Source organism: Bradyrhizobium sp. Rc2d (assembly GCF_900099855.1).
In the GTDB taxonomy this organism is placed as follows: domain Bacteria; phylum Pseudomonadota; class Alphaproteobacteria; order Rhizobiales; family Xanthobacteraceae; genus Bradyrhizobium.
In genome coordinates, this window is sequence record NZ_FNCU01000053.1 from 17,142 (window position 1) to 38,725 (window position 21,584).

Consider the following 21,584-nt stretch of genomic DNA (forward strand, 5'->3'; position numbering starts at 1 on the left):
AGTGCAGGTTAGTGCCCCTCAATCGCAGCAAGAACCTTCGCCGGCGTAAACGGGACTGAGCGCAATCGCACGCCAAGAGCGTCAAAGACCGCATTCGAGATTGCGGACGGCACGACCGCGGCTGCAGGCTCGCCCGCACCCGAAGGCTTCTCGGTCGGACGGTCTACGAGTTCGATGATGACGTCCGGCACCTCGGGAAACGTCAGGATCGGATAGGTTGCCCAATGGAGGCTTGTGACCGCCGAACGATCGAAGAGAATTTCCTCTTTCAGCGTGCGGCTGACGGTTTGGATGATGTTTCCCTCGATCTGATTCTTGACGCCGTCTGGGTTGATGATCTGCCCGCAATCGTGCGCGACGAAAAAGCGCTGCACACGGATTTCTCCGTTCCTCCGGTCGAGCTCGATTTCGGCGACCGCACCAACATAACTGGACGATGGCCAATCCTTGGCATAGCTGATGCCACGTCCAACCACGAGGTCAGTCTGGGGGGCCTCCCGTGGCGAGGGCCGTTTCTCCCAATGAGCGAGAGTGGCCAGATGCAGAAGAAGCTCGGCGGCGCGCGGATCATTGAGATGACTAAGACGGAAATCGAGCGGGTCGGCAGCGACGAAAGCAGCCAACTCATCGACGAAGCATTCATTGGCAAAAGCGTTTTGCAGGCGACCGGGCGTTCGGATCGGGGACCAGCGGAATGGCGTCTCGGCGAGGAGATGCGCTACGGTCGTGATGTTTGGGAAAGTGTAGGGCGGCGCCGAATTGGCGCTCATGATATTGGGATTGAGGTAACGATATGGCTCCTTGATCTGACTCGCAGGTAGGCCGGCGAGCGTCGCAGCGATGAGTGGCACCGGCTCGAAGCCGTCCTCAGGAACGAAGAACTCCGACTCCCAGGCGATAATCCTGCCATTGTCATCAACTCCGGCCCGGAGGTCGACCAGTATTGGCGGGCCTTTGGGATCCCAGCCATGCTCGTCAGCGCGCATCCACTGGACGCGCACGGGTCTCCCGTCTACAGCGCGCGAGAGGAGTGCGGCGTCGCCGGCCGCGTCTTCGTGCCCGTTGCGGCCGTAACAACCCGAACCTTCGATATAGAGGCAGCGCACATCGTCGAGTGGCACATCCATCATCGCCGCGAGCTGTCGTCCCAGCCTGTGCGTCGCCTGAGAGGCGCTCCAGCACGTGATCTTGCCCTCGCTAATCTCGACCACCGCGCAAGATGGGCCAATGGAGCCATGCGTGTGGATGGCGAAATCGTAGGTCGCCGAGATGCGTTTCGGTGCATCACTCAGCGCCTTGGCGCTGTTACCGACATCGGATGTAACCTCATCGCTATTGATTTTCGTGGCGCGAACGTGCTCCCAGAGCTGCGCGCGCTCCGGCAATCCTTCCCATTTCGACCAGGTTGCCTTCAGCTTACGCGCCGCCTGGATGGCGCCCCATTCGGTTGTTGCCACGACGCCAAGGAAGTTACCTTCGCGCACAATCTTCACAAGACCCGGGACGCCATTCACCGAGGATTCGTCGACACTCTCAAGGCGAGCACCAATTGCCAACGGGCGGACCACGCGGCCGTGCAGCATGCCGGCGACGCGGACATCCTGCATGTACATGAAGTGTCCGGTCACCTTTTGCGGAATATCGAGACGTGGCACAGACTTTCCGACAATCATGTATGACGCGGGGTCTTTCACCGGCGCGCCTTTATCAACCTTCAGCGAGAACGTGCCGCCTCCGACGAGCTCGCCATATGAGACGCTCTTGTCGCGGCCCTTGATTGTGCCGGCCTCGATCCGCAGCTCGGTCGGCGACACGCCGAGGTGCCCAGCGGCCATTTCAACGAGCGCTTTGCGCGCAGTCGCCGCAGCCTGGCGAATCTGCATCCCACCTATCCAAATCGAGCGGCTGCCCGAGGTGACGCCCTGGTCCGGCGTCAGCGCCGTGTCGCCTTGGACGAGCCTTACCCGGTCGAGCGGCACGTCGAGCTCTTCGGCGGCGATCTGCGTCAGCGCAGTACGCAATCCGGTCCCGAGATCGACTTTGCCAGAATAGACGGTAACCTGTCCGTCTGCATCGATAGACAGAAATCCGTCGACCTCGTCGGATGCGAGAGCCTTCTTTCGGGGACCACTCTGCGCCAAAGCAGGGAGAGCGGTTCCCGCAAATGTGAAGGTGACGAGGAGTGCGCCGCCAGTCTTCAATACGTCACGACGGGTGGAGACGAAATCCAGCATCTCTGTCTCCTGTGTCTCATGCCTCCCGGGCTGCCCGCTGCACCGCCCGAATGATGCGAAGGTGGGTGCCACACCGGCAAAGATCGTCGGCAAGCGCCTTCTTGATCTCTGAAACGGTCGGGTTCTTGGTTTTCGCGAGGAGTGCAGTCGCGTGTATGATCATACCGTTGAGACAGTAGCCGCACTGTGCTGCCTGTTCGTCGATAAAGGCTTGTTGTACAGGCGACGGCTGCTCCGGGCTGCCGAGTCCCTCGAGCGTTACGACCTTCTTGTTGGCCACCTTGGTGAGCGGTATTTCACACGAGAGCACAGGCTCGCCATCCAACAGCACGGCACAGGTGCCGCACTGCCCTAGTCCGCAGCCGAAGCGCGGCCCCTTCAATTCAAGATTATCTCGCAGGGCATAGAGAAGCGGCATGCCCGGGTCATCGACTTCAATTGAGACCGCGCGGCCGTTTACATTTAGCGAAACCGACGTGGGCATGAGCACCTCCCACAATCGTTCTTGGCTACTACCGCTAATTTATACTCCCTTCGGCGGCCATTTTGAATGCCCTGAGGGCTCCTGTCTGCCCGATCGCGTCCCTGACGCACGCGTCGGCATGTCGTCTGACTTCATCCCAGGACTTAATCCTTAACCTGCTGCGCCAATGACATGCTCTTGTAGGATGTGGTCTAAGCTCGCAAATTTCCCACTTGAACACTGAACGGTCCTATTCGCCAAGTCAGGTTCAGGCGCTTGGCCGAACCCGCCGCTTCAACGTGTGTCCGCTTTAGCGCCAACAGCTGCCGTTCCGCACAAGACAGCTTGTGGCCCTAATCCGAAGTCCGGGCGCGCTCTGGCATAGTCAGCTCATCGGGGTGGACCGGAAGCGACTGACCGGCTTGCCAAACGGCGCTTTTGACCCGAAACCGTCATTCGAGAGAGCCTATCTTCCGTTCGGCAAATTAGCGGAGGGAAGCCGTTACCACGAACGATTCTTGGGGGAATGTTAGCTTGTCGTCCGCCAGCATCGAAGCGTCCAGGCTGGAGGCGGCGTCGACGGCAATCGATCCAATCAGGCGCTCGCGCTCTGCTGCATCTTTCCCCTTCAAGAGTGCAGCCATCGGCGTTGCCGTGAGCTGAAAGCGAACATAGTCCAACATTGACGGGAAAGTGATTTGTTTGGCGACGGTGACTACATCGACAACATCGAACCCGGCCCGCTTCGCCCACGTGCCAACCTCCTCCGCGATGCAGGAAAGATGCTCGGAACGCTTCGTTCGAGAGGACTCCTCTCCCAGATACTTGTCGAGCGCCTGCACGAAGGCGTATGCCGCCGGCGTTCGTTCGATTGCGCTGTAGACGCTCAACCCGGCGCGCCCGCCCGATTTGAGCACACGCACCATTTCTTGGAGCGCCAACGGCCGATTGGGGAAGAACTGCAGCCCTAGCTGGCAGAGCACGAGATCAAAACTGTTTGCATCGAACGGCAGGTCCAGCGCGCTACCCTCGACCCATTCGATAGTCGCGGACTTTCGCCGCGCCACCGCGAGCATCGCTGCGTTGAGGTCGATGCCGACCAGCCGCCCGGCATGCCCGCGCTGCTCTGCCAACCGCGCCACGACGCCGGTACCGCAGGCTATGTCGAGTACGCTTTCCTTGCGCCTTGGTCCGATGCGGTCGAGCAGATCATTGGCCCATACGGAAGTGATGGCCGGGACGAGATAGCGTTCGTAGAGCTCAGGGGCGCTGGCATCCATTTGCCAATGTTCATGGGCCGACATGACTACCCCCGAAATACTCGCAACTGGAAAGTGCCGACAAAAACCACGCCCTATGCTGGCCGACTTGGCGATCAACTGCAAGGGATGTCCGAGGGTCGGCTTTTGGCCGATTCCGTTGAAAAAGGGCGGCAGTATTTCATTGTAATAGCTTCGTCGCGACGAGGCCGAACTGCTCTACCGACCCTATGCGAGTCTCGGGGTGGGCATCGGGATCAGCTTGGCCATCTTTCGAAGGTTCTGGGCGGTGGCCGCGAGGATGAACTCGTCGCGCGCGCCGTTGGGGCCTCGTAAACGCAAACGGTCGAGCTTGAGAATACGCTTGAGGTGGGCGAACAACATCTCGATTTTCTTGCGGAGCCGGCGCGAGGTGTCTCCCTCCCACGATCTCGCGATCTGGCGCGCCATGTCGCGAGCGCCTTCGTAGATCGAGCGAGGCACCCTTCGTGATGCCTGCTTGGGGCAACACCGAGCCTTCAAACGGGTTTGAGGACACCTCCTCTTCTGGGCGCCACCGTCCTACGGCTCGATCGAGTGGAGCCGAGTGGTCTGGGCATCGGAAAGCCACCGCGGTTCGACATCCTGTTGCGCGGGCGCAAGCGCGTGGCTGTCGATCTTAAGACGCCGGCGGGCACAGGTTTGGCGCTTGAACTGATCGAGCGTGCCGACGCAGTGATCGAGGGATTCCGCCCCGGCGTCATGGAGCGCCTTGGACTAGGCCCCGACATCTGCATCGCCCGCAATCCACGATTGGTTTACGGCCGCATGACGGGCTGGGGACAGACCGGCCCGCTGGCGCAATCGGCAGCTCACGACCTCAACTACATCGCGATTTCGGGTGCCCTCGATGCGATTGGGCGCCGAGGCGCAGCACCTACGCCGCCGCTCAACCTCGTGGGGGACTACTCTGCGGCGATCTATCTCGCCTTCGGTATGGTTTCTGCCATCTTGAGCAGTCGCGAGACGGGCCAGGGTCAGATCGTCGACGCCAGCATTGCCGAGGCGGCAGCGCACCTGATGACACACGCATTCGGCATGGCGGCCGCTGGCCTTTCCTCAGGCGAGCGTGGGACCAACCTGCTCGACGGCGGTGTCCCCTATTGCGATAGCTACCTTTGCAAGGACGGGAAGTACGTCTCGATCGGAGCGATCGAAGGCAAGTTCTTCAATGAGCTGCTGACAAAGATCGGCTTCGATCCGAGAACCTTTCCCCCTCAGCGTGATGCGTCTCGACACGAGGAGATGCGGCAGGCCTTTGCGTGCAAATTTCTCGAAAAGTCCCGCGACGAATGGTGCCAGATCCTCGAAGGCAGCGACTCATGCTTCGCCCCAGTCTTGAGCGTCGCTGAGGCTGCCGGGCATCAGCAGTACGCCGCGCGCGCGTTCTTTCGGGAAATCGATGGGATCGTGCAGCCGGGGCCGGTTCCCGCATTTTCGTTGACGGTCCCGCCGACGCCTTCTCCACCCCAGACCGATCCCCATGCCGATGCGGCGGAAGCCCTCGGCGGCTGGTTGCCTGCGGACCGGGTGAAGCAGTTTTACCGTTCGGCTCGAACCGCCTCGACCCGATTCCGGGCGGGCTGAAACAATCTTTCAGATGGAGACGCTTCGCATGAATCTCGAAATCGCCGGTAAGACCGCCATCGTCACTGGCGCGGCGCGTGGCATCGGCGCGGCGATTGCTGAACGTTTCGCCGCCGAAGGAGCTTCGGTCGTCTTGGTCGATGTCAATGACGCAGAAGAACAGGCCGACCGACTGCGGCGAAGTGGCGGCTGGGCCTTGGCGCTTGTCGCGGACGTCTTGGAGCAGTCGTCGATCCATGCGATGGTGTCCCGCGCTTGCGAGTCCTTCGGCGGCGTCGACATCCTTGTGAACAACGCAGGCTTTACACGCGATATGCGCATCGGCCGGATGACGGAGCCGGACTGGGATGCCGTCGTCGATGTCATCCTGAAGGGTGCTTTTCTGTGCACCAAGGCGGTCTCAGGCCTTATGACCGAGCGTGGCTGGGGCCGGATCGTCAACATCTCCTCGCGAGCCCATCTTGGAAATCCAGGACAGGCGAACTACTCCGCGGCGAAGGCCGGGCTGCTCGGCTTGACGCGCGCCCTGGCGCTTGAACTCGGCCGCTTCGGCGTGACCGTCAACGCGGTTGCGCCGGGCATCGTCGACACAGAGGCAGTCAGAGCTCTCGCTCATTTCGACAAGATCAGGGGAGCCGCCGAGAAAGCCACGCCGATTTCGCGCCTGGGTAACGTCTACGACATCGCGGACGCCGTCGCATTCCTGGCTTCAGACAGGGCTGGCTACATCACGGGAGAAGTACTTCATGTGACCGGCGGCCGATACTGAACCGATCGGGCGGATCGTGGCGCAAGTGCCCCTTTGGGAGATGCACAACGTCGTGTCCAGCGTCTCAACCCGTGGGGAGATGTTGTAGATCGCCACCGCGGTGATGCCGATGAAACTACGTGGGATCGACGAATCGACCATTTGGACATTCAGGCACGACAAACAAAAGTCAAGTTGCCGCCTGGTTCGCCGATGCGCTTTGAAGCAAGGCCCCATCCGCTGGCAGACCGGTTCGTCTGCTTCCTCCCGACTTAAGCCGCTGTTGGTGAAAATCCGCAGCGGCCTTTTTTTGGGCCGACTCATTATTGAGGCGCGAACAAAGTGATGTCACCAGATGCTGTTTGTTGTCGGGCGCATTCGAGTGCGGTTGCGCTACGTCGATAGATGGTGGTGCGCCAGAGACTTGAGTTGGGATGCTTTTGGCCCTAGTCGGCAGGTATGACCCGACGGTGCGCACGCGGCCAAATCGGCTCGTGAACAGCCAACGTTGATACGGATCTTCGAAAAGCTGCGCGGCCGCGGCTATGACGGCGGTTACGATGCGGCGCCGCGTTACGCCAAGCTGTGGAGCAAAGAACGCGGGCAATCGACCGCGGCCAATTATGTCCCGCTGAGCTTTGCCCCAGCGAAGCCTACCAGTTCGACTGGAGCCACGAGGTGGCCTTCCTGAGCGGGCACCACGCTGATAGTGAAGGCCGCCCATTTCGGGCTCTGTCACAGCCGCATGCTGTTCGTGTGTGCCTGTTCGCGCCAGCTCCTCTTCCACCTCGTCAGCCGGCTCTATGAGCGCGCCTCGTCATCGTCGTTTTTTCAATGGGTTGGAGCCATTGGCGGCGGAGGTTCGAGCCCCCGCCAGATTGCGTCTAACCCCCTGAAATAGTCTAGCTCTCTCGAACGGCAGGAAGCTCATAGCTGGCCTCGACCAGAGACGGCTTAGGCAGGTAGGCGCGCAGGAGCAGGCTGAAGTTTCCTTCAGTGGGGGTAGGCAGCCAGTTTGCGTCCGACCCGGACCGGGGTTTGCTTCTCGACATCTGGATGTCGATCGAGCCGTCAGCTGCACGTTTTAGGTCCCGCGTGCGATCCCCGATCGCATAGCGATCGATCGGGTTGTCGACGAAATAGAACGGCTTTCGGGGCAGCCGTGCTGGTCGTGATGCCAGCCTGGCTGTACTTCTTGGTACGCGCCGCGGTTTTCGCGGCGGCTTGGTTGTTCTCCTGATGCCGGCCGAAGGATTAGCCGAGACCGCGTCCATGCATTCGCGAGCCGCCTCGAAATCGGCCGAACTTGACGCCCCGAAAGCCCGGATCGGTGGTACACGCCGGTGGTCACAAAATTCGGCCGGGCATTCTAGGAATCCTTGTTTTACGCGGGTTTTTGCGCAATCGGACCAGAGGGGAAGAGAGTTCTCTCCGCCACCGTCGAACGGCGCCGGAAAAGTCCTTCAAATTCAAGCGGTTCGAGAACGGCCGCTTTTCGACAGTGTAGCACCTCGGTGTAGCACTCTCCACCGGTTAATGAGTGGTTAATGCTGCCACGCGGCCACTGCCGGAGCCATGTTACTGGAACTTTGACGACGCCGGGACATCGCCCACGCGGATGTCGAGCCCCTCGGCGTTGATGATGCGACGGTACGATTCGGCGTGTGCTGCCGCCTCCTTCGCGAAGCGGTGCTTCGACAGCGACAAAGCCGGCAGGGCGGGATCGTCTCCGGGTTGCGCGTTGACCCGGGCGGTGAACCGCTTGCACTCGGCTTCGCTATCGAAGACGACGATCTCGGCTCCGCGATGGAACTCGTTCTGGCCTTCCCCGAGGCGACAACACGGCCTCCCGAAAGCATCGACGACCACCCACCCCTCGGGATGGAGTTTGGCGGTCTCGGGCGCCCGTAGCACAACAGGCGATCAGCGAAGCGCGAGGTAGCCAGTTACTACGTCGCCACGAGGCCTAGGCATCGCCCGAACCACGCGTCCATCAATGCGCTGACCAGTTTGTGGGCAGATCCGCGGACGGCACCGGCGAGGTCGCGGACTTTTGTCAACCTTCGTATGCCCTGCGGGCCCTTTGGTATAATTGAGCCTCAATCTCAATCATTCCAGTATATTACCAGCTCGAGGAGGGCGACAGTTTGGACCAGCGAGCTGCGCCGAATTCACGCGGCGTGCGCCGATCTGCAGCGGACCACTCAAGTCCTGATGCTGCCATTGAAATGGCCCGCATCCTGGACGAGCCGCCGGTACTGGTGCCTGAGGTTTTGCACGGTGATACGCGCCTGACCCGGAAGTGGGCGCATGGCGGGTTGCAAGAGGATTACATGCGCGGCGTTGCTGGGCACGTCGCGGTCGGCTGCCACGAAGGACAGCACGCGATATCCTGGCGGATTGAGAACAAGCGCCTGACTTCCAGGACCAACTCGAAAGCCTTTACCCTCATTCCGAAAGGCGTTGACGGCCACTGGAACATTGCTGGCCCGGTGGTCGTTTCGCATGTCTACCTTACCCAGGAACGCCTCCAGACATGCGCCGACGAGATTGCGGGTGGAAGAGGTGTCGAGATTCTTCCACGCGTGGCGTTCGCCGATCCAGCGGTGGCGGGGCTGCTTGAAATTCTGAGTCACGAGGCGACGCGCGACAGTGCATCGTCCCGTCTGTTCGTGGAGCAGGCGATCGATCTTCTCTGCTCGCGGCTGATCCGGGAGCATTCATCGTTTGGCAGCTTGCCTGCTCCCGTCAGAAAGGGCGGCCTTGCTGACTGGCAGGTGCGGCGTGTCACGACGTTCATGCGCGAGAATCTCGAACAGCATATCGGGCTCAATGAGCTCGCCGCCCTTGTCGGCCTGAGCCGCTTCCACTTCTGCACGGCATTTCGGCACTCGACCGGCCAGACCCCGCATGCATGGTTGACCGTACAACGCATGCGCCGTGCCCGCGAGCTTCTCGCCCACTCAGGCCTGAGTGTCACAGAGGTCGCGCTTGCAGTCGGTTACGAGACGCCGTCAGCCTTCACGGCGGCCTTCCGTACGATTGTCGGGGTGACCCCATCGGGATTCCGACGCGCTCTGTAAGCGCCGGCGGCAGTTCATCGCAACACTGCGATAGTCACCGCAATATCCGAACGGTACCCCCAATCCGGGTCATGTTTAGTTCATGGTGCTCTGGGGCGGTGGCCCGGCGGCGCTCGTTACTCGAGCGCGGCGCAATCCGATCCGCCTCCGAGCGTCGAAGAGGAATCATGGTGCCATCTTGTCGCAATCAAGCGAACCATCATCACCTCACAAGCGAGCAGACGAGACTATGAAAAACGTTGACCCGTTCACCGACGACGCTGACGAGACTGAACAAAGCCGTGGCGGATTATCGCGCCGTTCGATCCTGCTTACAGCCGGCGGAGTGGCCGCCCTCGCGGCCACATCGGAAGTTGCCGCGCAACCCTCATCTGACAGGCCTCCCACCGCATCCACGGGACGGGTGCGCTTGACCGTCAACGGAAAGCAACATGAGCTTGACTTGGACCCCCGCCGCTCACTGCTCGATGTACTCCGGGAGACGCTCGATCTCACCGGCACGAAGAAGGGCTGTAATCAGGGCGCCTGCGGCGCTTGCACCGTGCTTGTTAATGGCAGGCGGATCGTCTCTTGCCTGACACTGGCCGCGATGCATGACGGGGCTGAGATCAAGACGATCGAGGGCCTTGAAACGAATGGCGAGCTTCATCCGCTCCAGACTGCATTCGTCGAGCACGATGGTTTGCAGTGCGGCTTCTGCACCCCGGGACAGATCATGTCGGGAATAGGCTGCATCGCGGAAGGCCATGCGGGCACGCCGGATGAAATCAGGTTCTGGATGAGCGGCAATATCTGCCGTTGCGGGGCCTATCCGGGGATCGTCGCCGCCGTCGCCGACGCTGCCAAGAGGGCCTGACCATGCTTCCATTCACGCTCGAGAAGGTGACCTCCGTCCAAGACGCCATCGCCGCTGCATCGTCCGGCCGACGTTTCATCGCCGGTGGCACGACGTTGATCGACCTCATGCGGGAGGAGGTGGAGCGGCCCGAACACCTGGTCGACATCAACACGCTCCCGCTTTCCGAAATCCGCATCGAGGGCTCCGATCTCGTGATCGGCGCGCTGGCCCGTATGGCCGATGTCGCCGCCCATCCCGACGTGCAGCGCCTGCACCCGCTCGTGGCGGAAAGTTTGATCGAGGGCGCATCGCCGCAACTGCGCAACATGGCCTCGATCGGCGGCAATCTGCTCCAGCGCGTACGCTGCCCCTATTTCCGGATGCACGATGCGCCCTGCAACAGGCGCACGCCGAACTCGGGTTGCGCCGCGATCGATGGTCTCAATGCCGGCCACGCCATACTCGGCACCAGCAATCATTGCGTCGCAACGCACCCTTCGGACGTCGCCGTCGTCCTGGTCGCCCTCGAAGCTACGATGGAGGTGAGGGGACCGCGGGGCGAGCGCACCTTTCCAGTCGAGGAACTCTTTCGCCTGCCAGGCGATACGCCCCATCTCGAACACACGCTGCTGCCTGGCGAACTCATCCTCGCAGTGCGGGTCCCCGGTGGCCCGTACAGCCGGCGGGCGCGCTATCTCAAGGTGCGCGACCGCGCCTCCTATGAGTTCGCGCTGGTGTCCGCGGCCGCCGCACTCGACATTGGCGGCGGGGTAATCCGCGAGGCGCGGCTCGCTGTCGGCGGTGTGGGCACTCGGCCGTGGCGCCTGCGCGCGGTGGAGAAAGCACTGATCGGCAAGGCGCCGGATCGCAACGTATTCGAAACAGCCGCCCGGTTGGCAGTCGAAGGAGCCCGTCCCCTCTCGGGCAATCACTACAAGCTCGAACTCCTGCCCCGGACGATCGTCCGCGCCCTTGAAATGACCGGAGAAGCCGCATGAAGACGAATGTGATCGGGAAGCCGCTGCCGCGCGTGGATGGTCGTGCCAAGGTCACGGGCGCCGCGCGCTATGCGGCCGACTTCAACCAGCCCGGCCAGGCCTACGCGGTGATCGTCGGTGCCACGGTCGGTCTCGGCCGCGTGACCGGCATCGACGCTGCGCAGGTTGAGAAGATGCCGGGCGTCATTGCTGTCATCACCCATCGCAATGCGCCACGTCTGCCCTACGCACCCCACAAGAGCTACATCGATCCGGCGACAGGCGAGCGGCTGCATGTGTTGCAGGATGACCACATCCGCTTCTACGGGCAACCGGTAGCGATCGTCATCGCCGATACGCTCGACCAGGCGGAGCGCGCGGCTGCGGCGCTACGCATCTCCTACGCGGCCGAGCGGCCGATCGTTGATCCGGCCGACCCAAAGGCCCGGCCTGTCGTTCCCGAAGCCGGGAAGCAGCCGGATGCGATGTTGCCGGCCGACACCGCGCGCGGGAATGCCGACAGCGCTCTCGCGGATGCGCCGGTGAAGGTCGATGAGATCTACGAAATCGCGCGCGAGAACCACAATCCAATGGAGCCGCACGCCACCGTCGCTGCCTGGAATGACAATCGGCTGACGCTGTGGAGCAAGAGCCAGTTCGTCGTCAATGAACAGGCCGAGATCGCAGCCATCTTCGGCCTGCCGCCCGAGAACGTACAGGTGATCTGTCCGTTTATCGGCGGCGCCTTCGGTACGTCGCTCAGGACGTGGCCGCACGTGACTCTTGCGGCCATGGCCGCGCGACAAGTGGGGCGTCCCGTCAAGCTCGCTCTCACACGCAAGCAAATGTTCTTTACGACGGGCCATCGGCCCCGCACCCTGCAGCGGATGGCTCTCGCGGCCACGGCGGATGGCAAGCTCACCAGCATTGTCCACGAAGGCACCGGAGAGACGAGCCGCTACGAAGAATTCATGGAGGCCCTGACCTCGGTCACGACCTTCCTGTACTCTACGCCGAACGTGCGGACCCGCTACCGGCTGCTGCCACTCGATATCGGCACCCCGAACCATATGCGCGGTCCCGGCGAGGCAAGCGGCGTCTTTGCGCTCGAATGTGCCATAGATGAGCTGTCGTACAAGCTCGGGATCGATCCGATAGATCTGCGGCGCCGCAACGAGCCGGCGATCGACGAGGGTAAGAACAAGCCTTTCTCCAGCCGTTCCCTGATGAAATGCCATGACCTCGCTGCCGAACGTTTCGGCTGGTCGCGCCGGATACCCGAACCGCGTTCGATGCGCGATGGCCGGCTGCTGGTCGGCATGGGTGTGGCATCGGCGAGCTATCCGGCCTTCCATGCGCCGGCGAACGCGCGGGCGCGGCTGCTTGCGGACGGCACGGCCGAAGTTGAGGTCGCGGCAAGCGACATGGGTCCCGGCACCTATACGTCGATGACGCAGGTTGCTGCTGAGACTCTGGGACTTCCCGTTGAACGGGTGCGCTTCAGCCTTGGCCGCTCTGACTATCCGCCGGCTCCATCCCATGGTGGCTCATGGACGATGGCCTCCGTCGGCTCTGCGATCCGTGCCGCCTGCATTGCCGTGCAAGAGGAAGCCGCAAAGCGCCCTCAGAGCAGCCGACCCGTCGAGGCTACGGCTTCTGCTGAGCGCGATCCCGATATCGCGAGCCGCTTTTCCATGCATGCCTTCGGAGCCGTCTTTGTGGAGGTGGCTATCGATCCCGACGTCGGCACAATCCGGGTGCGCCGTGCGGTCGGCGCTTATGGCATCGGTCGTGTCATCAATCCGCGACTCGCCAGGAGTCAATGCACGGGCGGCATGATCGGCGGCATCGGCATGGCGCTTATGGAGCGCACGGTTCTCGACCCGCGCGACGGCCGCCAAGTCAACGCGCATATGGCCGACTACCTCATGCCTGTGAATCTCGATATTCCCCAGCTCGAGGCGCATTTCGTCGAAGAGGTGGATCCCCACGTGAATGCCCTTGGCGTCAAGGGCATCGGCGAGATTGCGCTGGTCGGCATGGCTCCGGCCATCGCCAATGCCGTCTTTCATGCTACCGGCAAGCGCGTACGCACCTTGCCCATCCGGATCGAAGACGTGCTGACTGCCTAGTTGCCGTGCTTCTGGCACTCATCCTACGACCGAAGGATATCCGCGATCTGGGATGGTGGCCGATTGTGCGCCACGCCCGGCTCGCTCGTTAGGGCGGGTGTGTCATTGATCCTCTCTGATGGTTTTGAAGAGGGAGGCGCGGCTTCCCTTCCGCAACGTGAGGGCGGGCTCAGGGCCGGCCCGCAGTTGCAGTAGCATCGCCAGGATCCGGGGACGCTTCAAGCGTCTGCTGGACCAGCCATTGCCGAAAAGTCCTGAACGAGGGATTGCGCAGCCGGTTCTTAGGGTAGATCAGGTAATAAGTGAAATCCCCGCGATCGCAGGTCATCGCAAAGGGTTGAACCAGCCTCCGGCGACGCAGATCGTCTTCGACCAGGAATTTCTGTGCGATGGCGACGCCTTGCCCTTCGATCGCCGCTTGGTAGACCATCACGGAGCTCTGGTACTTCAATCCGGCAAAGGGATCGATGCCGGTCACCCCGGCGGCATTGAGCCAGTGCATCCAGTCGTCCGGGCGCGCCAGCGAATGCAACAGCGTGCGTCCGGCCAGGTCCGAAAGATTTTTGAGTTTGGCTTCGCGCCGATAGTCGGGACTGCAGACCGGAATGAGCTCGTTCGAAACCAGCCGGTCGACCTCACAGTGGGGCCAGTTGCCATCGCCCAGGCGAATGGCGCAATCGACGTCCTCGTGCTCGAAGTCGACGGCTTCGAGGGAGGCCGTGATGCGTACCTCGGTTGCGGGATTTGCGTCGTGAAATGATGAGAGGCGCGGGATCAACCACTTGCTCGCGAATGTGATGTAGGCGCGGACCTTCAGGATTTCGCGGGAGCGCCCTCGCACGCCGGTCAGCTTCAAGGTCGCCTCACGAATGCCGTCGAGATGGGCCGTGATCTCCGCCAGATATTGCTCCCCGGCGGCGGTGAGGATCGCCGCGCGGGCTTCACGCCGAAACAGTGGAACTCCGAGATAGGTTTCCAGGATTTGGACTTGGCGGCTAACGGCGCCGGCCGTGACCGACAGCTCTTCGGCCGCCTTTCGTATGCTCTTCAGGCGACCGGCTGCTTCGAACGCGCGCAATGGGTTCAAGGGCGGCAACTGGTTCATCAACCGCATGAGATGACACCGTTGCGTTTTAGTCAACGATCGGCGTCGGTTTTCTCGTTCAGCTATTTCCTCGGCGATCCCTACTATCCGGCAAATTCTTGATGCGCCGCAGCAGACGCGCGCCGACTAAGAGCGAAGCGCGGACGGCCAACGAGAAGCGGATCGGAGGAGATCTATGCCGAAGCCACAGCAACAGACTAGTCAAGAATCCCGACCCTCGTGGGTCTCGGAGCGACCCGACGGCTTTGTCCTTATCGGATCGAAAGATCTGAAGACAGGGAAATGCATATTCCCCCGCATTCCCGAAACGTCCCCATCGGCCTCGCGGTACGCCGCCATCGAGCTTTCGCGACGCGGCGAGATCTACAGTTTTACCGTGATCCATCCGAACCCGAAAACGGGCGAGAAGCCCTTCACACTTGCCTACGTGGACTTCCCGGAAGGCGCGCGCGCTTTCGGACGCCTGCATCTTCCCGCCGGCGAAACGGCAAAGGTCGGCAAGGCCGTCGAAGTATGTGTCCAGAGCACCGTAGAAGCCGGCACGCTCTACCATTTCATTCCCGCGAAGGAGCAAGCGTGATGAGCAGCGACGTCTTCATCGCTGGTGTCGGCATGACCCCGTTCGGCCGACACGATGGCGCGAGCATGCAGGATCTCGCCCAGGCGGCCGTGCTGAAGGCGCTTGCGGACGCCTCGATCGACGCTTCGCAGATACAGGCCATGTATAACGCCAATGTTTATGGCGGGATGGTGCTGGGCCAGGTTCTGATGCGTGACCTCGGCATCACTGGACCGGCGGTTTACAATGTCGAAAATGCCTGCGCGAGCGGCGCCACCGCCGTGCATCTCGCCTGCCAGGCCCTGTGGCTCGGCATATACGACACGGTGCTCGTCTGGGGCGTCGAGCAGTTGACGCGACTTGGTGGCGGTACCATCCCCTTGCAGCGTAATGACTATAAGACCGAGCTGTATGCCTCCCAAGGCATGACGCTGCCGACCGTCTACGCAATGCGTGGAACCCGCTACCTGTACGAACTCGGCGAGAAGCCGGAGCTGCTGGCCAGGATCGCGGTGAAGAATAGGGCGCATGGGGTTCACAACCCTTTCGCTCAACAGCGCAGGGCTGTTTCGATCGAGGAAGTGCTGCAGTCGCGTGCAATCGCCGAGCCGCTGACGCTACTGCAATGCTGCCCCTCGATGGTGGACGGCGCCGCCGCCGTGGTCCTGACGACAGTCCGGCCACAGGGATCGCGTCCAGCGGTGCGCATTATGGGCTCCGCCGTCCAGTCCGGCCATATCGAGGAGGGATGCGACGACATCCTTGACGCGGAGATCACGGCCCGGACCGCGCGGATGGCCTACGATCAGGCGGGTGTGGCGCCACGCGACGTCGACGTCGTCGAGCTTCACGATGCCTTCACGATCGCTGAGCTGCTCTACTACGAGGCGCTCGGGCTTGCCGAGCGCGGCGGCAGCGCGGACATGTTGCGCCGTGGTGATACCGCGCTCGGCGGCCGCGTGCCGGTCAATCCAAGCGGCGGGCTGCTGGCAAAGGGGCATCCGCTCGGGGCGACCGGCGTCGCGCAAATGGTTGAGGTGGTCTGGCAGCTGCAGAACCGTGCCGACGGACGGCAGGTCGAAGGCGCGCGGATCGGGTTGACCCAATGCACCGGCGGCGGCATTGCGGGCGTCGATCACGCTGCTTCGTCAGTTCATATCATGGGGGTCTGAGCATGAGCGGACAGGATGTAGCGCTGGTCACCGGAGCCGCACGCGGCATTGGTCTTGGCATCGCCAGGCGCCTTCTGGACACCGGTTACAACGTTGCCCTGCTGGATCTGGATGCCTCCGCGCTCGACGTCGCACTTGAGGAGCTTCGTCGAGCTCATAGTGCGGAGCGGGTGGTAGCGGCGCAGGCAAATATCACGCGGCCCGGTGACATCGCGCAAGCGCTTAAGGAAGTGACTGAAAAATTCGGCCACGTTGACGTGTTGGTCAACAACGCTGGCATCGTACGCGACCGTCGCTTCATGAAGCTGGAGGAAGCCGATTGGGACGCGGTGATAGACACCAATCTGAAATCTCAATTCCTGACCTGCCAGGCGATTATTCCGGGCATGATCGAACGCGGCTACGGCAGGATCGTGAACATTTCGTCGCGGGCCTGGCTTGGCGGTTTTGGACAGGCCAACTACTCCGCGGCCAAGGGGGGCGTGGTGAGCCTGACGCGCAGTCTCGCGATCGAATTCGCTGCACAGGGCATCACGGTTAACGCCGTGGCACCCGGCATCGTCGACACCCCGATGTTTCGGGGCTTCAAGCCGGAAGTTCAGGAGCGTTTGCAGGAGAGCGTGCCGGTCCAGCGCATTGGCACCGCGGATGACGTCGCGGAGGCCGTGCTGTTCTTCGCGAGCCGGCAGAGCGCCTACATCACCGGGCAGCTACTCTACGTGTGCGGCGGCCGCTCGCTCTCGAGCCCAAGCGTGTAATCGGCCATGGCGATTACAACTGTAAGGGAAAACGGGATCTCGACGATCACCCTCGATCGCCCTGAGAACCTCAACGCGCTCGATGTCGAGCACTTGATCGAGCTGCGCGCGCAACTGTCCCGAGCCTCCGCGGATCCGGAGGTCGGCGTCATTGTCCTGACCGGAAGCGGCACAAAATCATTTTGTGTTGGCGCCGATCTGACGGCACCGCGAAGCGCCGAAGCCGGAGTGGCCGAGGCGTTCGGATTCGATCTCGAATCCTCCGGCCAACGCGGCCTGTATATCCGCCTGCTCGATTTCGCGGGACTCAATCTGCGCAAGCCCGCGATTGCCGCGGTGAACGGTTATTGCCTCGGTGGCGGCCTCGAGCTTGCATTGCAATGCGACATCATCGTTGCTTCTGAGACAGCGTCGTTTGGCCTGCCGGAGGTGGTGGTGGCAAGCCTCCCAGGCGCCGGCGGCGTGCCCAATCTGCTCCGCGCCATTCCGCGCGCGGTCGCGATGCACATGCTTCTCACTGGCGAGCGCATTACGGCGGTGCGCGCCCTGGAGGTCGGCCTGGCAAGCGCGATCTACCCCGCGCGATCCTTCGCAGCGGACGTTTCCGCGCTGGCCGCTCGGATCGCAGGTAACGGACCGCTCGCCATCCAGATGGTCAAGATGCTTGCGCAGCAATCGGCGTCGATGGCGCCGGCTCAGGCCATGCAGCTGACGGAGCTGGCCTGGGGGCTGCTGCGCGACACCGAAGACCGCGACGAAGGACGGCGTGCCTTCGCCGAGAAGCGCACGCCGAAATACGCCGGACGATAGCGCTTTCTAAACAAGACTTGTCTGCCAGAGGCGGAGCGGCCGATCGGCTGCGGCCGCGCGATTTCACGAACCGGGAGGAAACCAGCATGGAGGTCGGATTTATCGGACTGGGCATGATGGGTGGGCATATGGTGCGCCATCTGCTCGCGCGGGGCTTTGCGGTGCATGTCTTCGACGTCGACGCGCAAGCGGTCGATCGGGCCGTGAGACTCGGGGCAACGGCGCATCGCACCGCCGCGGCTGTCGCTGACGCGGCCGAAGCCGTGTCCGTCTGCCTGCCGACGCCCGATATCGTGCGCAAAGTCGTGCTCGGGAAGGACGGCATCATCGAAGGCCGCAAGATCAAGATATATGCCGACCACTCCACCACGGGCCCCAGCGTTGCCCGCGAGGTAGCGTCTGCGCTGGCCGAGCGGCAGATCACAGCGCTCGACGCACCACTCGCCGGCGGCGTCGCGGGCGCCGAGGCCGGCACGCTGTCCGTCATGGTCTCGGGACAGCCCTGGGCCTTCGAGAAGATGCAGGATGCCTTCAAGAGCTTTGGCCGCAACGTCGTCCTGGTCGGGGCCGAAGTCGGCCAGGGTCAATCGCTAAAGCTCGTCAACAACATGATCGTCGGCGCAACCCTCGCGGCAACCTGCGAGGCGGTACTGTTCGGCATTCGTTGCGGCCTCGCGCCGCGCACAATCGTGGACATGATTAACGCGAGCACGGGACGAAGCTTCAGCAGCGAGCACATCCTCAACAAGGCGATTATGACCGGCAGCTTCGACTTCGGCTTCCGCCTTGAACTGATGCGAAAGGACCTGCGGCTTTGCCTTGCGGAGGCCGAGGCCGTCCGAACGCCGATGCCGACGTGTTCGACGGCAAAGCAACTTTACGATCTCGCCGATTTTCACGGACCGGCCGGGGCCGATATGACCGAAATGGTCCACATGCTCGAGCGCTGGGCTTCGACGCAGATCCGGGAGCGATCGTGACAGTACGGCTCACTCGCGCTGCGTAAAACTCAACGATCAGAAGAAATCTTCTCGCTCTGCGCTGATGGCAGCCTTCGTTAGGTTCGCGCGCAACGGGCTTACAGAAGACCTGAACTAGCCAACGGAGGAGCAAATGTATCGAAACACGCTGACTGCGCTCGCTATCATCGCGGCACTTGTCTTCCCAGGGATTGCCGACGCCCAGACGACCATCAAGATCGGCGTGCTGACGGACATGAGCGGTCTTTACTCGGACTTTTCCGGCGCAGGGTCGGTGGAAGCCGCAAAGATGGCGGCCGAGGATTTCATGGCCGCCAATCCCGACGTGAAGGTCGAGGTCGTGTCGGCGGACCACCAGAACAAGCCCGACATCGCCGCCTCCATTGCGCGGAAATGGTTCGAGAACGACGGCATCCACGCGATCGCCGACGTCGCGACATCGAGCGCGTCGCTCGCCGTTGCCCACATCGCAAAGGACAAGAACAAGGTCTTCCTCGCCACCAACGCTGCCACCACCGATCTCACCGGCAAGCAATGCACGCCAAACACCGTGCACTGGACGTTCGATACCTGGGGCTTCGCCCACGGTACCGGCGAATACCTCGTCGAGCAGGGCAAGAAGCGCTGGTTCTTCCTGACGGCCGATTATGTCTATGGCCATACTGTCGAACGCGAGACGAGCGACGTCGTCAAGGCGGCGGGCGGCACGGTAGTCGGCTCGGTCAGGCATCCGCTCAACACGCCGGATTTCTCCTCCTTCCTGCTGCAGGCGCAGGCGTCGAAGGCCGAGATCATCGCCCTCGCAAATGCCGGCGGCGATACCATCAACACGATCAAGCAGGCGGCGGAATTTGGCATCGCGGGCGGACGACAGGAACTCGCTGCAATGGCGATCTTCCTTAGCGATGTGCATTCGCTCGGGCTCGAGACAGCCCAGGGGCTGAAGCTCACGACATGGTTCTACTGGGATCTCAACGACACGACCCGGGCCTTCGCGAAGCGCTTCGCAGCGCGCCGCGGCGGACAGTATCCGTCGATGGGGCAGGCCGGGACTTATGCCGCCAGTCTTCTGTATCTCAAGGCCATGAAGAAGGCAGGGAGCGCCACCGACGGAGCCAACGTGGTCGCGACCATGCGCGGCTTCGGCGAATATGACGACCCGCTGTTCGGCCGAACCCAGGTCCGCACCGACGGACGCGCGACCCATCCGATCTATCTGGCCGAAGTCAAGAAGCCATCCGAGTCCAAGGGGCCGTATGACTACTACAAGATCCTCGCGACCATTCCGCCCGAGCAGTCTGCGCGCTCTCTCGCCGAGAGTCGGGCCGCCGGCTGCGAGCTGACCAAATAGCGACGGGCCCAGCCAACAGCCATCAGAAGGACAAAACCGGGGATCGGCCCGGTGGAGCAAAACGGGAGAATCGAAAATGGAATGGGCACAGTTGGCGGTCGTCGACCGCATCGCAGCAAGCGCTGCTGTTGGCTCGAGGCAAACGAGCCTCACGAGGGGCCAGAAGAAGGCAATATTGGCCGCGACGCTTGGGACCGTCGTCGAGTGGGCGGACTGGCTGATCTACGCGATCTTCTCGTCCGTCCTTGCCGGAGAATTCTTTCCGTCTCACGACAAGACGGCAAATCTGCTTTCGATCCTAGCCGTCTTCGCGGTCGGTTTCGCTGTCCGGCCGGTTGGTGGCGCCGTGCTCGGCGTCTTCGCCGACCGCCATGGGCGCAAGCGGACGCTGGCGCTGTCCGTCTCGCTGATGGCCGGCGCCTCGTTCATCATCGGCATCTGTCCGACCTATGAGACGATCGGCGTCGCGGCTCCGGTCATTCTCGTCATCGCACGGCTGGTTCAGGGATTCTCGGCCGGCGGCGAATTCGGTTCGGCATCGGCATTCCTGGTCGAGTCGGCCCCGCGCGATCGCCGCGGCTTTGCCGGTGCGTGGCAGCATCTCGCTGTCAATGCCGGCGTTATGGTCGCAGCGTCCGTCGGCCTTGCCATCACTTCTGTTGCCGACGATCAGGCCATGCGGAGCTGGGGCTGGCGCGCGGGGTTCATCATCGCCGGCATGCTCGGCCTTGTGGCGCTGTGGATCCGGAGCGCCGTGGCGGAAAGCGAGATTTTCCAGCATCAGAAGTCGCAGCGGAGTGCCAATCCGTTCGCCATCCTGGTTGGCCAGCATCGCGGCGCGGCGCTCCGGGTGATCGGGATCGCGATGGCGGGAAATCTCCTCAATTATCTCTGGCTTGTCCACTATCCGACCTATGTTCATGTCGAGACGGGCATGCCCCTGCGGCAGGCGCTGCTCGCCAATGTCATTGCGATCAGCGTATCGCTCCTGCTCATTCCGTCTCTCGGCGCGCTCTCCGACCGCGTCGGACGTCGGCCGATTTTGCTCGCCTTCGCGTTGGGATCGGCGATATTTGCCTGGCCGAGCTTTGCCCTCGTGACGAACGACTTCGGATCGGTGCTGCTGCTGCAGACGATTGCGATGGTGCTGCTCAGCGGCTTTGCTGCGACCTGCGCAACCGTCATGGCCGAGCAGTTTCCTGCCGAAGTTCGAACGACGGGAGTAGGGTTCCCCTATGCGCTATCCGTCACAATCTTCGGTGGGACCGCGCCCTATATCTCGACTGCGCTGACAAGCTGGGGCTACGGCCAATATGCCTGGGTCTACGTCGTCGCCGTCTGTCTGACGAGCGCCTTCGTCTATGCAACGATGCCGGAAACCAAAAGCAAGGCGTTAGGCTGACGCGAGTCGCTTGAGACGATCGATAGCGGCCGTTAGCGGCGCTGCATGTCGAACGACATGCAGCGCCGCTAATCTCGTTCAGGCGTG

The 21,584-nt window shown here is 62.3% G+C and carries 19 protein-coding genes and 2 pseudogenes; 14 read left to right on the plus strand and 7 right to left on the minus strand.

Annotated elements, in window-relative coordinates; all coding sequences use genetic code 11:
* Nucleotides 1-8 precede the first annotated feature (8 nt).
* The 4 genes and pseudogenes from BLV07_RS38475 to BLV07_RS38490 all read right to left on the minus strand — a co-directional run.
* A complete protein-coding gene (locus tag BLV07_RS38475; protein ID WP_091896659.1) occupies nt 9-2,234 on the minus strand; it encodes a xanthine dehydrogenase family protein molybdopterin-binding subunit in 2,226 nt (741 codons plus the stop codon).
* A gap of 16 nt (nt 2,235-2,250) precedes the next feature.
* Nucleotides 2,251-2,718 (minus strand): (2Fe-2S)-binding protein, encoded by a 468-nt coding sequence (locus tag BLV07_RS38480; protein ID WP_091896662.1) that lies wholly within the window; start codon nt 2,716-2,718, stop codon nt 2,251-2,253.
* 464 nt (nt 2,719-3,182) lie between these two features.
* Nucleotides 3,183-4,082, minus strand: coding sequence for a class I SAM-dependent methyltransferase (locus BLV07_RS38485; RefSeq protein WP_244551360.1), 900 nt, complete (start codon nt 4,080-4,082; stop codon nt 3,183-3,185).
* A gap of 102 nt (nt 4,083-4,184) precedes the next feature.
* Nucleotides 4,185-4,508, minus strand: a pseudogene (locus tag BLV07_RS38490) (transposase); the annotation flags it as partial.
* 24 nt (nt 4,509-4,532) lie between these two features.
* On the opposite strand from BLV07_RS38490, the gene BLV07_RS38495 reads away from it, so the two are divergent.
* From BLV07_RS38495 to BLV07_RS49300, 3 genes and pseudogenes are all read left to right on the plus strand, one after another.
* A complete protein-coding gene (locus BLV07_RS38495; RefSeq protein ID WP_283806580.1) occupies nt 4,533-5,582 on the plus strand; it encodes a CaiB/BaiF CoA transferase family protein in 1,050 nt (349 codons plus the stop codon).
* A gap of 28 nt (nt 5,583-5,610) precedes the next feature.
* Nucleotides 5,611-6,351, plus strand: a complete 741-nt coding sequence (locus BLV07_RS38500) for an SDR family oxidoreductase (protein WP_091896754.1) — start codon at nt 5,611-5,613, stop codon at nt 6,349-6,351.
* A gap of 454 nt (nt 6,352-6,805) precedes the next feature.
* Nucleotides 6,806-7,105 (plus strand): annotated as a pseudogene (locus BLV07_RS49300) (IS21 family transposase); the annotation flags it as partial.
* A gap of 127 nt (nt 7,106-7,232) precedes the next feature.
* Here the strand turns inward: BLV07_RS49300 and BLV07_RS50485 are convergent.
* Nucleotides 7,233-7,604 carry a DUF1214 domain-containing protein gene (locus tag BLV07_RS50485; protein WP_091896671.1) on the minus strand — a complete coding sequence of 124 codons (372 nt, stop codon included), beginning with the start codon at nt 7,602-7,604 and terminating at the stop codon, nt 7,233-7,235.
* Nucleotides 7,605-7,908: 304 nt separating this feature from the next.
* Nucleotides 7,909-8,199: a hypothetical protein gene (locus tag BLV07_RS38515; RefSeq protein ID WP_091896674.1), complete on the minus strand. Its 291-nt coding sequence runs from the start codon at nt 8,197-8,199 to the stop codon at nt 7,909-7,911.
* Between the two features lie 278 nt (nt 8,200-8,477).
* Between BLV07_RS38515 and BLV07_RS38520 the strand changes: the two genes are divergently transcribed.
* The 4 genes from BLV07_RS38520 (at nt 8,478) to BLV07_RS38535 (ending at nt 13,360) form a co-directional block, all read left to right on the plus strand.
* The gene (locus BLV07_RS38520; RefSeq protein WP_244551362.1) at nt 8,478-9,413 is read left to right on the plus strand and encodes a helix-turn-helix domain-containing protein; all 936 of its coding nucleotides are present in this window, start codon (nt 8,478-8,480) and stop codon (nt 9,411-9,413) included.
* 229 nt (nt 9,414-9,642) lie between these two features.
* On the plus strand, nt 9,643-10,269 hold the full coding sequence (locus BLV07_RS38525; RefSeq protein WP_091896680.1) for a (2Fe-2S)-binding protein: 627 nt from the start codon (nt 9,643-9,645) through the stop codon (nt 10,267-10,269).
* Between the two features lie 2 nt (nt 10,270-10,271).
* On the plus strand, nt 10,272-11,249 hold the full coding sequence (locus BLV07_RS38530) for an FAD binding domain-containing protein (RefSeq protein ID WP_091896683.1): 978 nt from the start codon (nt 10,272-10,274) through the stop codon (nt 11,247-11,249).
* A complete protein-coding gene (locus BLV07_RS38535) occupies nt 11,246-13,360 on the plus strand; it encodes a xanthine dehydrogenase family protein molybdopterin-binding subunit (protein WP_091896686.1) in 2,115 nt (704 codons plus the stop codon). Before BLV07_RS38530 ends, BLV07_RS38535 begins: the two co-directional genes overlap by 4 nt.
* A 169-nt stretch (nt 13,361-13,529) precedes the next feature.
* On the opposite strand, the gene gcvA is transcribed toward BLV07_RS38535, so the two are convergent.
* Nucleotides 13,530-14,474, minus strand: a complete 945-nt coding sequence (gene gcvA / locus BLV07_RS38540) for a transcriptional regulator GcvA (RefSeq protein WP_349525553.1) — start codon at nt 14,472-14,474, stop codon at nt 13,530-13,532.
* Nucleotides 14,475-14,640: 166 nt separating this feature from the next.
* On the opposite strand from gcvA, the gene BLV07_RS38545 reads away from it, so the two are divergent.
* The 7 genes from BLV07_RS38545 (at nt 14,641) to BLV07_RS38575 (ending at nt 21,497) form a co-directional block, all read left to right on the plus strand.
* Entirely contained in the window at nt 14,641-15,045 is a 405-nt protein-coding gene (locus tag BLV07_RS38545) for a Zn-ribbon domain-containing OB-fold protein (RefSeq protein ID WP_091896689.1), read from the plus strand.
* Nucleotides 15,045-16,196: a thiolase family protein gene (locus tag BLV07_RS38550; RefSeq protein WP_091896692.1), complete on the plus strand. Its 1,152-nt coding sequence runs from the start codon at nt 15,045-15,047 to the stop codon at nt 16,194-16,196. Before BLV07_RS38545 ends, BLV07_RS38550 begins: the two co-directional genes overlap by 1 nt.
* Before the next feature lie 2 nt (nt 16,197-16,198).
* Complete coding sequence (locus tag BLV07_RS38555; RefSeq protein ID WP_091896695.1) at nt 16,199-16,954, plus strand: SDR family oxidoreductase; 756 nt, start codon at nt 16,199-16,201, stop codon at nt 16,952-16,954.
* A 6-nt stretch (nt 16,955-16,960) separates the two neighbouring features.
* A complete protein-coding gene (locus BLV07_RS38560) occupies nt 16,961-17,764 on the plus strand; it encodes an enoyl-CoA hydratase/isomerase family protein (protein WP_091896697.1) in 804 nt (267 codons plus the stop codon).
* 86 nt (nt 17,765-17,850) lie between these two features.
* Nucleotides 17,851-18,744, plus strand: coding sequence for an NAD(P)-dependent oxidoreductase (locus tag BLV07_RS38565; RefSeq protein ID WP_091896700.1), 894 nt, complete (start codon nt 17,851-17,853; stop codon nt 18,742-18,744).
* Between the two features lie 133 nt (nt 18,745-18,877).
* Complete coding sequence (locus tag BLV07_RS38570; protein WP_091896703.1) at nt 18,878-20,095, plus strand: ABC transporter substrate-binding protein; 1,218 nt, start codon at nt 18,878-18,880, stop codon at nt 20,093-20,095.
* Nucleotides 20,096-20,171: 76 nt separating this feature from the next.
* A complete protein-coding gene (locus BLV07_RS38575) occupies nt 20,172-21,497 on the plus strand; it encodes an MFS transporter (protein ID WP_091896706.1) in 1,326 nt (441 codons plus the stop codon).
* The last annotated feature ends 87 nt before the right edge of the window (nt 21,498-21,584 follow it).

Bases quoted from the DNA above. Each gene is read 5' to 3' on its own strand.
- BLV07_RS38475 (WP_091896659.1), bottom strand. From the start codon at position 2,234: ATGCTGGATTTCGTCTCCACCCGTCGTGACGTATTGAAGACTGGCGGC.
- BLV07_RS38480 (WP_091896662.1), bottom strand. From the start codon at position 2,718: ATGCCCACGTCGGTTTCGCTAAATGTAAACGGCCGCGCGGTCTCAATT.
- BLV07_RS38500 (WP_091896754.1), top strand. From the start codon at position 5,611: ATGAATCTCGAAATCGCCGGTAAGACCGCCATCGTCACTGGCGCGGCG.
- BLV07_RS50485 (WP_091896671.1), bottom strand. From the start codon at position 7,604: ATGGACGCGGTCTCGGCTAATCCTTCGGCCGGCATCAGGAGAACAACC.
- BLV07_RS38525 (WP_091896680.1), top strand. From the start codon at position 9,643: ATGAAAAACGTTGACCCGTTCACCGACGACGCTGACGAGACTGAACAA.
- BLV07_RS38530 (WP_091896683.1), top strand. From the start codon at position 10,272: ATGCTTCCATTCACGCTCGAGAAGGTGACCTCCGTCCAAGACGCCATC.
- BLV07_RS38535 (WP_091896686.1), top strand. From the start codon at position 11,246: ATGAAGACGAATGTGATCGGGAAGCCGCTGCCGCGCGTGGATGGTCGT.
- gcvA (WP_349525553.1), bottom strand. From the start codon at position 14,474: ATGCGGTTGATGAACCAGTTGCCGCCCTTGAACCCATTGCGCGCGTTC.
- BLV07_RS38545 (WP_091896689.1), top strand. From the start codon at position 14,641: ATGCCGAAGCCACAGCAACAGACTAGTCAAGAATCCCGACCCTCGTGG.
- BLV07_RS38550 (WP_091896692.1), top strand. From the start codon at position 15,045: ATGAGCAGCGACGTCTTCATCGCTGGTGTCGGCATGACCCCGTTCGGC.
- BLV07_RS38555 (WP_091896695.1), top strand. From the start codon at position 16,199: ATGAGCGGACAGGATGTAGCGCTGGTCACCGGAGCCGCACGCGGCATT.
- BLV07_RS38560 (WP_091896697.1), top strand. From the start codon at position 16,961: ATGGCGATTACAACTGTAAGGGAAAACGGGATCTCGACGATCACCCTC.
- BLV07_RS38565 (WP_091896700.1), top strand. From the start codon at position 17,851: ATGGAGGTCGGATTTATCGGACTGGGCATGATGGGTGGGCATATGGTG.
- BLV07_RS38570 (WP_091896703.1), top strand. From the start codon at position 18,878: ATGTATCGAAACACGCTGACTGCGCTCGCTATCATCGCGGCACTTGTC.
- BLV07_RS38575 (WP_091896706.1), top strand. From the start codon at position 20,172: ATGGAATGGGCACAGTTGGCGGTCGTCGACCGCATCGCAGCAAGCGCT.